Below are 12,341 nucleotides of genomic sequence, written 5' to 3'. Positions count from 1 at the left end.
GCGACCGCATCGCGCGGCGCTCCTAGGCGAAATCCGGACTGATCCGGAATGTCTTCTTGTAACTGTTACGTACTTTCCAATTCGGGCTGGTGGCCGAAGGATTCGACAACCGCGGGTGGCTTGGCAGCGCTCCATGTGCCGTTGCGAGAACTTTTGAGGGGACGATAATGAACCGGCTAGCCCTGTCCGCCGCAATCGGCCTGATCGCCTTTGGTCTCCCGAAGAGCGCGATGGCGACGGAAGCCGCGCTTGGCCACTACCTCACCGGCCAGAATGCCATGCCGCTTGCGGCCATCCTGCCGCCGGCCGGTCTCTACTGGAGCAACGTGAGCGTCTTCTACAGCGCGAGCGTCGGAGGAGATGTCGATATTCCCGTCGCCGGCCAGATACGCGCCGGATTGAAGGCCGTCGTCGTCGGGACCACCTTCACGGGCCTTTGGGTACCGGACGTCCAGATCGCCCCGAACACGACGCTTGCCTTCAGCTTGTCGATCCCGGTCGAATATATCTGGGCGCAGGCACAGCTCGGCGCGAGGGAAGTGACCCAGGAAAACACCGCGCTTGGCGACATCATGTTCGCGCCGACCATCGGCTGGCATTCGGGCAAGAATTTCCTTTCCGCAAGCGTCCGCATCTTCGCTCCGACGGGCTCCTATCGTGTCGGCGCGCTCGACAATGTCGGTATGAACTACTGGACCTTCTCGCCGACGCTCGCCTACACCTATTTGGACATGGCGCGCGGGCTCGATTTCTCGATGGTCGCCGGCCTGGATATCAATACCCGGAATCCCGACACTGACTATAAGAGCGGCGCGATGTTCCATGTCGACGCGTCGCTCATGCAATATCTGAACAAGAAGTTCGCGATCGGCGTGATCGGGGCCATGCTCTACCAGGTCGAGGACGACGATGGCGGTCTGGCCGACAAGCTCGACGGCTTCAGGGGGCGTTCATTCGCGGTCGGTCCCATCGTGAAATACACGGCCGGCACCGAGAAGCATCCCATCAACATGTCTCTCAGCTGGGCGCCGGAGTTCGGCCAGAAGAACCGGTTCAAGCATGGCAACGGCGTCTATTTCAGCATCTCCGGCTCGTTCTGATGTGCCTCCGGAGCCCTGCGCGCCAGCCGACGCCAGGTTCATGCCTTTCAGGAGGCGGCCGTCTCGACGGACATCGTTCCAGGTAAAGAGGAAACATCATGTCTGACTACCCGCAGCGCCTGTTGAAGACGAGCCTGGCCATCTTCTTTTCGGCGCTTGGCCTGACGGCCGCGCATGCCAGGGATCTGGTCATCGCCATGCCGAACTGGCCCTCGGGTCAGGGCACGGCGAACGTGCTCAAGCTGGCGATCAAGAAGGAATTCGGCCTGGATGCGGACGTGCGGGAGATGGGTACGCTGATCGCCTTCGCCGGGCTGAATACGGGGGAAGTGAATATTCATCCGGAGGTATGGCTGCCGAACCTCGACAATCTAGTCGACAAATATGTGAAGAAAGCCGGGACCGTTGCCTTGAGCCCGGTCGGCGTCCCGGCCTGGCAGGGGATTTGCGCCAACCGGATGGCGGCCGACAAATACGGCATCAAGGACATCGCAGACCTGAGCGATCCGAAGAAGACGGCTGCGCTCGATACCGATGGCGATGGAAAAGGCGAGATGTGGATCGGCGCACAGACATGGTCCTCGACGCCGATCGAGCAGGTTCGTGCCAACAGTTACGGCTATGCACGCAACCTGACACTGCTCGAGGCTCCGGAAGACGTTGGCATGGCGGCGGTGGACGTGGCCGAAGCGACCGGACGCCCGATCGTGTTCGCATGCTACGCGCCGCACTACGTCTTTCAGCTTCACGACATCGTTCGGCTGAAGGAACCGGCCCACGATCCGGCGAAATGGAAGATCATCCTGCCTAGCGAGGACCCCTTATGGCTTTCGAAATCGTCGGCGCCGGTCGCGTGGGACACCGCCCGTTACTACATCGCCTATGCGGCTTCACTGAAGAAGACGCATCCCGATCTGGCGGCCTTTCTCGACCGGGTGGAGATGAAGCCGGAGGACAGCACGGCCATGAGCTATGCCATCCAGGTCGAGCGCAAGGACCCTTACAAAGTGGCCGAGGAATGGGTCGCGAAGAACGGCAATCGGGTGGACGGATGGGCCAAGCCATGAAGAAATCGACGGGATGGAGAAACGCTTGCGCCGCATGGAAGACGGCGCGTCTCAAGCGACGCCTGTCGAGGGCAAGCGGCGCGGCCCTGCTCGCCGCCCTCGTCCTGGCGGCCGGCAGCGCGCTCGCGGGCACGCAGGTCTACAACCCGCAGACCGGCGAATGGATCGACTACGACCGGACCAAGGCCTGGAAATACTACAGCGTGCACAAGCAGGTTCCGGAGGCGTTCCGCCCACAGGTGGTGACGTTCCGCACAGCCGAGGAACCGGGGACGATCATCATCGACGGCAATCAGCACTTCCTCTACCTCGTCATGCCTAGCCAGCAGGCCAAGCGCTACGGCATCGGCGTTGGACGGGAAGGCTTCGGTTGGGCCGGCATCGTCCGCGTGGGAAGGATCGCCGAATGGCCGACCTGGACGCCGCCCGCCGAGATGGTCGCTCGCGACCCTAAAGCGGCCAAGTTCGCCGCCGGCATGCCCGGCGGCCCGGACAACCCGCTCGGAGCCCGCGCGCTCTATCTCCACGAGGGAGGCCAGGACACGCTCTACCGCATCCACGGCACGCCTGAGCCATGGTCGATCGGGCTCAACGTTTCCTCGGGCTGCATCCGTATGAACAACGCCGACGTCACCGATCTCGCTTCGCAGGTGAAAGTAGGCACGAAAGTGATCGTGCTCATGCAGGGAGCCGCCCTCTTCAAGGGCATCTGAATCGAAAAGGAGAGGATCATGACAGGCCCGACAGCAGAGATCGGATGTTCCACCCCGCGCAGGGCCCTGACTATGCTGGCGATCGGCGTGCTTGCCGGCTGTACGACAGCTCCCGCGCCCGACCAGATGTCGCGTTCGACGCTGGAGACGGCGCCGGCGGATCTTCAACTGCTTTGCGCCGGCGCCGTGGCGAAATCCACCGGAGCCGACCAGAGCAAGGTCCTGCCGACCAGTTCCAAAAAGCTCGACAACAAGACCTACCAGGTCGAATTCGACACCGGCGGCAAGAGATCAGGCTGTGTCATCGACACGGACGGCAAGGTGGTGTCGGTCCAGCCAATCTGAACGGTCAAGGCACCAATGTGGCTCGAAATCGTCATTCGGATCTGAGTTTCCAAAGAGATGGATCTCTATGGGCGGCTGGTTCATCTGCTAAAAAGCAGCCTTGCCTTATTGTTCGATGGCGCTGCCCGCATCCTTCAAATGAAGCGTGAAGCCCGTCGCGCCCGGATCGCCCAATTCAGGGTGAAGTTGCATGCTTGGGATCAGATAGTCGCCGGAATTCTGCTGCCGGTAGGGGATGGGCCGGGTTGTAAAAAGCGTGCGCATCCTCTCGCGTAAGCGTTCGGCGACAGGCTCGAACCCACTCTTGTCGAAACGATCAACCCTATAGGCCACGAACGGCGGTAGGACTTCGTAGCCGGGATAATAGAGTATTCCGTGGTTGATCGGAAACAGGAGGTCATCAATCGGCCCGTTGATCCCGCGGTCGGCGTAGTGTTCCTCCCAGCCGCCTGCTGTCACGATCAACATGGCGCGCCTGCCAGCCAGTGTGCCCTCGCCGTAGCGATCGCCCCAACGCCTGTCGCTGTGCTCGCCAACGCCATAGGCGAAGCCGTAGGCAAACACACGGTCGACCCATCCCTTGAGGATCGCCGGCATGGCGAACCACCACATGGGGAATTGGAGGATCAGGGCATCGGCCCACAGAAGCTTCTCGATCTCGGCCTTGACGTCCTCGGTAAGGGTGCCAGCCTCGAAGCTTTTCTTGGAGGCGGCGGTCGGCACAAGGCGCTCGTCCTGCGCCAGCGGGGGAAAGTCGGCGCGATCGACCTGCGATTTCCAGCCGTCGGCATAGAGATCCGACACCTGCACCTCATGGCCTTGGGCCTTCAGTGCCTTGATAGCGACGTCATGGAGCGCGCCATTCAGCGAGCGGGGTTCGGGATGCGCATATACAAGCAGAACTTTCATGGATCAGCGGTCCTCGATTGAAAACTGATCCTCAACCTAGCCGAGACGCAGATCATCCAGTAGATATAGATAATGCATGAAACTATGCCGAAATATGGATATATCGCACGTTACGCTTGAGCGCATGCGCACCTTCGTCCGCATAGCCGATCGTGGCAGCCTCTCCGCAGTGGGGCGCGAGCTCGGTATCGGACAGTCGACAGTCTCGCGGCATCTGCGGGAGTTGGAGGAGGCCGTGGGGGTGCCTTTGCTCTCAAGGACCACCCGGCGCATCACGCTGACTGACGAAGGCAGCCGCTACTATGCCAACTGCCTCCAGATCCTGCGCCTCGTGGAGCAGGCCGGCAACGAAGCGCGGGGTGCACGCGGAGCGCCTTCCGGCACGATCCGACTCTCCTGCACGGCGGCATTCGGGGTCCTGCATGTCAGTCCGCTGGTCTTTGCCTTCCAGGACCGCTATCCCGACATCAGTGTCGACCTCAGCCTGACCGATGAGCGCATCGATCTTGTCCGGGAGGGCGTGGATATCGCCCTGCGGCTGGGCCCTCTCACCGATAGTTCCATGAAGCTCAGGCCACTCGGCCAGTCGCAGCGCCTGCTGGTTGCTGCGCCGAACTATCTCGCTGCGCGTGGCAGGCCGACCGCCCCGCAGGATCTGTCCGGCCATGAGGGCATCCGGATGACGAACGTTGCGGGAAGCGATACGCTTGTCCTGCAGGGGCCAGACGGAGAACGTCATGCGGTGCCGTTCGGAGGGCGTTTCCGCATCGATCACGGGCTTGCCGCGCGGAAGGCTCTTGCCGCCGGACGCGGCATCGCCCCCGCGCATCGCTGGCTGGTGCAGGACCTCCTGGACGAAGGCCGGCTCGAGGCGATCCTGCCTGGCTATTCACTGCCATCCGTGCCACTAAGCATGCTGATCGTCCCTGAGCGCGCGGGCATTTCCCGGGTCAGGCTACTGGTTCAATTTCTCGCTGAGCAGCTAGCAAGGATGCCAGGGATCGAGTAGCCGGGGTGTGCTTGGCAATCCCGTCGTATCCACGGCGACCTTGGACTGCCTGCTTCACCACCCAGTGGCGTTCACCACGCCTGACGCGATAGCTTTCCATGCACCGTATCGTTTATTCAGGCCCGCGAGCAGGGTGCGGATCATCTCAACCCAGCCCTATTTGATCGGAATCATAGCGCGGAGCGATTCCCGCTTTCTGCTGATCTCTCGATTGCCGCGATGACCCGATGCACAGCCACGGCATCCTCGAAGCTGGGCGCTGTGCGCGTGCCCTCGCGCAGATCTTGGGCCATTGCAGCATAGACGCGGGCGACGTTCCCAGGCTCGGTGTCCTCGGGCCAACCGGAACGGTATGACGCTGGGACTTCCAGCGGCCGAAATGTTTTTTCGTCTCCATGTGCGCCTGACAGGGAAAGCTGAACCATCTGTGTATGGCCGGAGGAACCCGAAACCCGAATGTCACCCTCCGTGCCATGGATCTCCCAGAACAGGCCTTGTCCGTCCCGCGACGGCCCGCCACGATAATGAATGGAGACAGGGACGCCGCTGGCGAACACGCCGCTGACCAGCACCTGGTCCGGAGCCGTCACCGGCAAAACCTCGCCGCTATCGACGGCAAGTGCGGTCGGCCGTCGTGTGGCCAACACTGCCGATACTTCCGCAACATCGCCGAAAACGCTCCTGAGCGCCGCCAACGTGTGTCCGACCGGGATCGTCAGCACCGTTGCGCCATTGGCACGATCGAGCAGATATCCATACGTCCTCTTATCTGGAATGCTGCCGCCACCCAGGGCCGCGCCGCCCCTGCCGACCAGAGTGGTCGAGAGCACCTTGCCGACGAACCCGTCCGCTATCAGTTGACGCAGATACGCTATTTCAGGGGCGAATGGGGCTTGAGTACCAACCACGGCCAAGACACCCTTGGCTCGGGCTAGCGCTGCCATCTCCTCTGCTTCGGCCACGTTTCTGCCAAGCGGCCACTCGCAGTAGACGTGCTTGCCCGCCTCGATCGCTGCTTTGACGACCTCGAAATGAGGTGGCACCTTGACCGCGACGGTTACGATGTCGATCTCCGGCGCCGCAACCAGTTCGGCGACATCCGCAAAAGCCCGCGAGAGTCCTGTTTCGCGTGCGGCCGCCTCGGCGCTGGCCTTGTGCGTATTTGCAACTCCGACGATTTCGAAGGTTTCAGACAACGCGCGTAGTGCGGGGATGTGAGCCCGCGCTGCCCAACTCCTGCCGGGCTGCAGGCCGACAATGCCTACCCTGATGCGTTCTTCCGCCATGATGTTCGTTTTCCTTGATGAAATTTGCGTATCGCAGGACCGGCACCGCGGCTGCCGGCGCCACTCGCTAACGAAAATACTCTCGCTTCTTATCTGCGGAAATTCGGTATATATGCGAGTGATCCTTGAGAATCCGCACAGATGGTCGATTGGGAAGATGTCCGGCATTTCCTGGCGGTGGCACAAAGCGGGACGCTTTCAGGCGCCGCCCGCAGCCTGAAGGTGGATCATGCCACGGTCAGTCGCAGGCTTGCCAAACTTGAGACCGACCTGGATGTCCGCCTGGTTGATCGCCTGCCACGATCCTGCCGGCTGACCGGCATCGGCAAACAGGTGTTCGAGCGCGCCGTCGAGATGGACGCCGGAGCTCAGGGTATCGCGCGGATGGCCAGAGCCGCCCACGCTCCGCTTGTCGGCCGGGTCATGCTAAGCGCACCGCCGGTTCTGGTCACGCATCTCCTGGCTGAACGGCTGCCCGACTTCCGCGCGGAATACCCTGACGTCAGGCTTTCACTCTCGGCACAGGGACAGCGCGTATCGCTCAGCCGTCGCGAGGCCGATGTTGCCGTACGGTTTGGCCGTTCCGACGAGACAGGTAGCGTGATGAGGAAACTCGGGACGATGGCGTTCGGGCTCTATGCGCATCGCTCCTATCCCCATCTGGCGAGGCCCGAGAACTGGCAATTCATAGCGTGGGATCAGAGCTACGGCGACATGTCCCAACAATCGTGGCTTCTCGGGATCGCCGGCGAGCGCCCGGTGGCATGCGAACTGACCCATTCCAGCGAACATCTTGTCGCGGTCCGGGCGAAGGTGGGTGTCGCGGGCTTGCCCTGCCTTCTGGGAGACAAGGATCCCGACCTCGTGCGGATTCACGAGAGCGTGCCGTATTATTCTCGCGACGTCTGGCTCGTGGTTCATCGCGATTTGCGTAAGAATCCCGCGATCCGAGCCGTGATGGATTTCGTTTCTCAGGTTATCGCGAAGGAGCCGCTGCTGCGAATTGGCCGTTGAGGAAAGAGGTGGACGTGGTTCCCCTCTTCATCATGCGCGCCCCGGCGCGGAGAGGTGCAGCACTTCATAAGCATGAGTTCCCGGAGCGGTCGCTGTCGGCTGGTCATACCGTAGCGTGAAACGGACCATGGACCAGCGCTCGATGTTGGCGGCCACCAGTTGCAAAGCGATTCCAGGGTCGCTGGCCATCGCCGATTTGCATCCATCGATCTGCGCCTTCCTGAGCTTAGGCAGATCGGCCTCGATATGGATCGGCATATCCTCTCGTAGGGCCGATCGCACGGCGTCGCGGCGAAGCCCCTGACGCATTTCGATCGATAACGGCAACCAGGTCAGTATAGCCGGACGGCCGAACGACTCGATGATGCCATCAAACCCACTGCCCGCGACAAAATCCCAGAGCGCTTCGGTTTCGTTCCATACATAGAAGGGTGCATATTGGTTGAGTGATGCACCGCGAACACGTTCGCTGATAAGGAATGCCTTGAACAGCAGGCCGGGACGCTTATCGAAGGTTCCGCCCTTCTCTGCCACGCGGCGACGAATGATCTGCATGTCATAGTCTGTGGGCAAAGGGATCGGATATTGCTTGGCAATCATTTGACCTTCTCCTGCACGGCGATCACATCCCGGCCGCCAGCGTCCTCGACAGGCTCCATCCAGCAGATTGCTGTACCGTCTTTCGTCGGCTGTATGCTGACGTAGCTGAAGGGAGTGACAGGCGTAGCACCGTGCCAATGGTGTTCGCCGGGTGCGAACCTTCGAGGCCGTACATGATGCCAGTTCCGGAACGCAGAATTGTCATTGCCGTTGGATGGGCATTCTGCATAGGGTCGGGACGGCTCATCGGACTCCCTCCTCAGTGGATGCAGCGGCCGAGATGCCGGAGGCGAACGACCAGTCCTCGAAAGTCGAGTTGGCGATGATCACCATTATGTCCTCAGGGCGGATTCCAGGTTTCGCAGCCAGGCGTTCGACCAAACGCGCGTAGAAGCGCTGCTTGGTTTCGTGGGAGCGATTTCTTCCTGTGGTGACGTGGAACAGAACGAAATCGTCCGATCTGGGGCCGCCCCGGTAGTTGCGGTCGAAGACCAGTTCGCCGGGCTGATGCTGATGAAGGGCGACGAAGCGATCGGTCTCGGGCACCTCGAATGTTTCGACCATCGCACGATCGAGACTGTCGGTGATAGCGGCCAGATAGTCGGGTGACTTTCCGGCCAGTAGCGAGATGCGTGTGAAGGGCATTGATCTGCCTCCGTGGTTGACATCGGCACCATGCACTCACATTATCGTCCTGAAAATAGAATTATTCAGGACAATATGTCCTGATTACCGGGATGATTTCGATGCGAATCACCAATCTCGACACGGACGCCCTGCGCAGCTTCGTCGCCGGCATGGAGGCGGGATCGTTCGCGCGGGCCGCCGATCGGCTGGGACGCTCGACCTCGGCAGTCAGCGCACAACTCAAGAAGCTGGAGGAGCAGGCCGGCGTCGCGCTCGTGCGCAAGTCAGGTCGCGGTCTCGCCCTTACGGACGGCGGCGAGGCACTGCTCTCTTATGCCCGTCGCCTGCTCGAACTCAACGACGAAGCGGTGACAGCGGTGCGCGGCGTCGAATTCGAAGGCTGGGTCCGGCTCGGCCTTCAGGAGGATTTCGGCGAGACGGTCCTGCCGCAGGTGCTGGGACGCTTTGCCCGCGCCCATCCCAAGGTCCGGATCGAGGGACGGATCGGACGCAACCAGGACCTGGTCGACATGGTCGAGGCTGGCCGGCTCGATCTGGCGCTGGCCTGGGATGACGGGATACCTCGCCCGACGGCGACTACACTCGCCGCATTGCCGCTGTGTTGGCTCGGTCCCGCCGACGCGCCGCTGAACTGGCAGGCTGACGGCGGCGAGCCGCTTCCGCTAGCCGCGCTGGAGGCTCCATGCATGTTGCGGACGATTGCCTGCGAGAGCCTCGACCGCCAGGGCCTGTCCTGGCGTGTCGCTTTCGTCAGCCCCAGTCTGGCGGGCCTCTGGGCCGCGACTGCGGCAGGTCTCGGCATCGCCCTCCGGACACCAGTGGGATGGCCGCCATCGATCCGGATACTGGACCCTGTATCGCACGGCTTGCCGGCGCTGCCGAAGCTCGGCCTTGTGCTTCATAAGGCTAACAAGGACATCGGCCCGACGGGAGAGCATCTGGCGTCCATCATCAGCCAGGCTCTCGGCGAGACTCTCATCCGGGGTTGGCTTTCGAATGGTCACACCGCCTGATCGAATCTGGAAGGCTCCATTTGTAATGAGACATCACGCTTCTCGGAACGATGAGCATGAAAGCGGACTGAAGATCCGCTTGCCTTTGTAGCTGTCTTCGCGACAAGGAGGTCATAACCGGGAAGGCTCAGGCAAAGCGTTTCGCGCCAGCGACGCATGCGACAACGATCACGGTAGATATAATCATTGTCCAGGCGATGGGCTCGCCCAGGAAGATCGCCGCCAGCAGGAACCCGAAGAAGGGCTGAAGAAGCTGCAGCTGGCCGACCCCGGCAATACCGCCGAGGGCAAGGCCGCGATACCAGAAGATGAAGCCCACCATCATGCTGAAGATTGAAACATAGGCGAGGCTGATCCAACCGGGAATCGTGACGTTGCTGAGTGTTTCAGGCCAGGTGATCAGGGTCAGGATACCAATGATCGGGAGCGATAGGATGAGGGCCCAGGAAATCACCTGCCAGCCCCCAAGACGGCGGGACAGGGTGGCGCCTTCGGCATAACCGAGACCGCATACGAGGATCGCCGCGACCATCAGCAGATCGCCGATTAGCGTTCCGCCGCCGCTGCCATAGAGGGCGAAACCCGCGACAGCCGACGCGCCGATGATCGAGAATACCCAGAACGGGGCATGCGGCCGCTCACCGCCGCGCACCACGCCAAAGATTGCGGTCGCCAGCGGTAACATGCCGATGAAAACAATCGAGTGAGCGGCGGTGATGTGTTGGAGCGCGAGGGCGGTGAGCAAGGGAAAACCGACAACACAGCCGACGGCGACGATTACCAGAGGAAGGATCTCCTTCCGCTTAGGCAAGGGCTGGCGAAGCGCGAAGAGAAAGATAGCACCAAGCACGGCGGCTAGTCCGGCGCGCGCCGAGGTCAGAAACATTGGGCTAAAGTCCCGAACCGCAACGCGTGTCGCCGGCAGCGAACCACTGAATATGATGACCCCGAGGAGGCCACTACCCCACCCGGCCGTTCTTTTGTCCATGCCGTCCTCACTTTCAGAGGACGAGCATCTATAGCCTTGAGTCTCGAACGAACAGAAACAGTATGATACGATTATCAAAATCTGTATGGCATAAACAACCCATACAGCGGGTAGAGATTTGCTATGACAGATGGCGAAATAACGCGGACGGAGGCGCTAATGCGTTCTGTTCGCACGAAGATTGCGAACAGAGTGCTTGCTCCGGGTGATCGTTTGCCCTCGGTCCGTCGCTTCGCCAAGACCATGAACGTATCGCCATCGACCGTTGTCGAGGCTTACGCCCGCCTCGAAGCGGAGGGGATCATCCGCGCGCGCCCGGGTTCGGGGTTTTATGTGACCGGAGCCGATCTCCCGCCCATGTCGTTGGCCGAGATGGGACCGCGCCGCGACCGCGATATTGATCCATTTTGGGTTTCGAGGCAGTCGCTTGATGCCGACCCATCGGTTCTCAAACCCGGCTGTGGATGGCTTCCTTCAGACTGGATGCCGAATACCGCACTTCGAAAAGAGATGAGGGCGCTTAGCAGGGCCGATGATTCAGTGCTGTCGGATTATGGCAGCACGCGTGGTTCACTTGAGTTGCGCCGTCTCCTGATCCGCCAGTTCGCGGATCAGGGTATTGCGGCAACGGCAGATCAGGTCCTCCTGACGGGTTCGGGGACCCAGGCCGTCGACCTGATCTGCCGATTGCTCCTGCGGCCGGGCGACTCCGTTCTCGTTGACGATCCCTGCTATTTCAATTTCCATGCGCTGCTTCGCGCGCATCAAGTCAAGATCGTCGGTATTCCGTTCACGCCCACCGGGCCAGATATATCCGCCTTCGAGCAAGCGCTGGTCGACGAGAATCCGCGCCTCTATATCACAAACTCCGCTCTTCATAATCCGACCGGTGCCAGCATCTCGCCCCAGACCGCACATCGGGTGCTAAGCGCGGCCACCGCCCATGGGCTGACCATCGTCGAGGATGACATCTTCGCCGACTTCGAGCCCATACTGTCACCGCGCCTCGCTATTCTCGACGGACTCAACCGGGTTATCAGGATCGGCAGTTTCTCCAAGACGCTCTCGGCCTCGATGCGCTGCGGCTATATCGCGGCGAGGACAGACTGGATCGAAGGACTGATCGACCTGCAAGTCGCCACGAGCTTCGGCGGCTCCAGTCCCATAGCGGCTGGACTGATTGCCGGCGTGTTGGCCGGGGGGACGTATCGCAAGCACATGGATGATGTGCGTCGGCGTCTCGCCAACGCCAGAACTGAAGCCGTGGATCGGCTCGCCGCACTCGGCATCGTGCCCTGGATCATGCCGAGAGGCGGTTTCTATCTTTGGTGTCGGCTGCCCGATGGACACGATTCGACAGTAATTGCGCGACGTTGCATGGAGCGTAGGGTCATTCTTGCGCCCGGCAATGCGTTCAGCACATTACAATCGGCCGCGCCATTCGTTCGCTTCAATGTGGCGCAGATGAGTGACAGTCACGTCTTCTCTACCCTCGAGCACGTGATGAAAGTGCGTGACGGCGAATGACCGCTTCTGGATTCGTTCAGTCAGCCCGGAACGGCCTACATTGGGCGTAACCGCCACGTGTAAAGGAGCGATATCAAACGGCTCCACCACCGGGATCCGCTTGAGTTCCGCCGAGATCAAAG

Annotated in this window: 13 protein-coding genes; 8 read left to right on the top strand and 5 right to left on the bottom strand. The window is 61.2% G+C overall.

The genetic code is table 11. From position 1 onward, the window contains the following. Nucleotides 1-167: 167 nt before the first annotated feature. The 4 genes from RBH77_RS12805 to RBH77_RS12790 all read left to right on the top strand — a co-directional run bounded on the left by RBH77_RS12805 (nt 168) and on the right by RBH77_RS12790 (nt 3,225). Nucleotides 168-1,100: a SphA family protein gene (locus RBH77_RS12805; RefSeq protein WP_311027982.1), complete on the top strand. Its 933-nt coding sequence runs from the start codon at nt 168-170 to the stop codon at nt 1,098-1,100. Between the two features lie 98 nt (nt 1,101-1,198). Further along, entirely contained in the window at nt 1,199-2,167 is a 969-nt protein-coding gene (locus RBH77_RS12800) for an ABC transporter substrate-binding protein (protein ID WP_311027981.1), read from the top strand. Then, on the top strand, nt 2,164-2,880 hold the full coding sequence (locus tag RBH77_RS12795) for a L,D-transpeptidase (protein ID WP_311027980.1): 717 nt from the start codon (nt 2,164-2,166) through the stop codon (nt 2,878-2,880). The genes RBH77_RS12800 and RBH77_RS12795 overlap by 4 nt, the downstream gene beginning before the upstream one ends. Before the next feature lie 18 nt (nt 2,881-2,898). Beyond that, on the top strand, nt 2,899-3,225 hold the full coding sequence (locus RBH77_RS12790) for a hypothetical protein (RefSeq protein ID WP_311027979.1): 327 nt from the start codon (nt 2,899-2,901) through the stop codon (nt 3,223-3,225). 105 nt (nt 3,226-3,330) lie between these two features. Here the strand turns inward: RBH77_RS12790 and RBH77_RS12785 are convergent, their stop codons facing one another. Continuing rightward, a complete protein-coding gene (locus RBH77_RS12785; RefSeq protein WP_311027978.1) occupies nt 3,331-4,134 on the bottom strand; it encodes an NAD(P)H-dependent oxidoreductase in 804 nt (267 codons plus the stop codon). 94 nt (nt 4,135-4,228) lie between these two features. Here RBH77_RS12785 and RBH77_RS12780 point away from each other — a divergent pair, with 94 nt between their 5' ends. Then, the gene (locus RBH77_RS12780) at nt 4,229-5,143 is read left to right on the top strand and encodes a LysR family transcriptional regulator (RefSeq protein ID WP_311027977.1); all 915 of its coding nucleotides are present in this window, start codon (nt 4,229-4,231) and stop codon (nt 5,141-5,143) included. Nucleotides 5,144-5,313: 170 nt separating this feature from the next. Here the strand turns inward: RBH77_RS12780 and RBH77_RS12775 are convergent, their stop codons facing one another. Then, on the bottom strand, nt 5,314-6,429 hold the full coding sequence (locus RBH77_RS12775) for a Gfo/Idh/MocA family protein (RefSeq protein WP_311027976.1): 1,116 nt from the start codon (nt 6,427-6,429) through the stop codon (nt 5,314-5,316). Nucleotides 6,430-6,570: 141 nt separating this feature from the next. On the opposite strand from RBH77_RS12775, the gene RBH77_RS12770 reads away from it, so the two are divergent. Beyond that, entirely contained in the window at nt 6,571-7,443 is an 873-nt protein-coding gene (locus RBH77_RS12770) for a LysR family transcriptional regulator (protein ID WP_311027975.1), read from the top strand. Between the two features lie 30 nt (nt 7,444-7,473). Here the strand turns inward: RBH77_RS12770 and RBH77_RS12765 are convergent, their stop codons facing one another. Both RBH77_RS12765 and RBH77_RS12760 read right to left on the bottom strand, forming a co-directional pair. Further along, entirely contained in the window at nt 7,474-8,043 is a 570-nt protein-coding gene (locus RBH77_RS12765) for a DUF4865 family protein (protein WP_311027974.1), read from the bottom strand. Nucleotides 8,044-8,286: 243 nt separating this feature from the next. Next, nucleotides 8,287-8,688, bottom strand: coding sequence for a tautomerase family protein (locus RBH77_RS12760; protein WP_311027973.1), 402 nt, complete (start codon nt 8,686-8,688; stop codon nt 8,287-8,289). Nucleotides 8,689-8,789: 101 nt separating this feature from the next. On the opposite strand from RBH77_RS12760, the gene RBH77_RS12755 reads away from it, so the two are divergent. After that, nucleotides 8,790-9,704 carry a LysR substrate-binding domain-containing protein gene (locus RBH77_RS12755; RefSeq protein ID WP_311027972.1) on the top strand — a complete coding sequence of 305 codons (915 nt, stop codon included), beginning with the start codon at nt 8,790-8,792 and terminating at the stop codon, nt 9,702-9,704. A gap of 127 nt (nt 9,705-9,831) precedes the next feature. Here the strand turns inward: RBH77_RS12755 and RBH77_RS12750 are convergent, their stop codons facing one another. After that, entirely contained in the window at nt 9,832-10,692 is an 861-nt protein-coding gene (locus tag RBH77_RS12750; RefSeq protein WP_311027971.1) for a DMT family transporter, read from the bottom strand. Between the two features lie 123 nt (nt 10,693-10,815). On the opposite strand from RBH77_RS12750, the gene RBH77_RS12745 reads away from it, so the two are divergent. Continuing rightward, a complete protein-coding gene (locus tag RBH77_RS12745) occupies nt 10,816-12,219 on the top strand; it encodes an aminotransferase-like domain-containing protein (RefSeq protein WP_311027970.1) in 1,404 nt (467 codons plus the stop codon). Nucleotides 12,220-12,341: the final 122 nt, after the last annotated feature.

The organism is Mesorhizobium koreense, from assembly GCF_031656215.1.
Taxonomy (GTDB): Bacteria; Pseudomonadota; Alphaproteobacteria; order Rhizobiales; family Rhizobiaceae; genus Mesorhizobium_L; species Mesorhizobium_L koreense.
The sequence above is the reverse complement of the archived record's forward strand: the minus strand, read 5'-3'. Positions and strand labels throughout refer to the sequence as shown.

What these genes read in the sequence shown, in the direction of transcription:
- RBH77_RS12805 (WP_311027982.1), top strand. Translation starts at nt 168, where the DNA reads ATGAACCGGCTAGCCCTGTCCGCCGCAATCGGCCTGATCGCCTTTGGT.
- RBH77_RS12800 (WP_311027981.1), top strand. Translation starts at nt 1,199, where the DNA reads ATGTCTGACTACCCGCAGCGCCTGTTGAAGACGAGCCTGGCCATCTTC.
- RBH77_RS12795 (WP_311027980.1), top strand. Translation starts at nt 2,164, where the DNA reads ATGAAGAAATCGACGGGATGGAGAAACGCTTGCGCCGCATGGAAGACG.
- RBH77_RS12790 (WP_311027979.1), top strand. Translation starts at nt 2,899, where the DNA reads ATGACAGGCCCGACAGCAGAGATCGGATGTTCCACCCCGCGCAGGGCC.
- RBH77_RS12785 (WP_311027978.1), bottom strand. Translation starts at nt 4,134, where the DNA reads ATGAAAGTTCTGCTTGTATATGCGCATCCCGAACCCCGCTCGCTGAAT.
- RBH77_RS12780 (WP_311027977.1), top strand. Translation starts at nt 4,229, where the DNA reads ATGGATATATCGCACGTTACGCTTGAGCGCATGCGCACCTTCGTCCGC.
- RBH77_RS12775 (WP_311027976.1), bottom strand. Translation starts at nt 6,429, where the DNA reads ATGGCGGAAGAACGCATCAGGGTAGGCATTGTCGGCCTGCAGCCCGGC.
- RBH77_RS12770 (WP_311027975.1), top strand. Translation starts at nt 6,571, where the DNA reads ATGGTCGATTGGGAAGATGTCCGGCATTTCCTGGCGGTGGCACAAAGC.
- RBH77_RS12765 (WP_311027974.1), bottom strand. Translation starts at nt 8,043, where the DNA reads ATGATTGCCAAGCAATATCCGATCCCTTTGCCCACAGACTATGACATG.
- RBH77_RS12760 (WP_311027973.1), bottom strand. Translation starts at nt 8,688, where the DNA reads ATGCCCTTCACACGCATCTCGCTACTGGCCGGAAAGTCACCCGACTAT.
- RBH77_RS12755 (WP_311027972.1), top strand. Translation starts at nt 8,790, where the DNA reads ATGCGAATCACCAATCTCGACACGGACGCCCTGCGCAGCTTCGTCGCC.
- RBH77_RS12750 (WP_311027971.1), bottom strand. Translation starts at nt 10,692, where the DNA reads ATGGACAAAAGAACGGCCGGGTGGGGTAGTGGCCTCCTCGGGGTCATC.
- RBH77_RS12745 (WP_311027970.1), top strand. Translation starts at nt 10,816, where the DNA reads ATGACAGATGGCGAAATAACGCGGACGGAGGCGCTAATGCGTTCTGTT.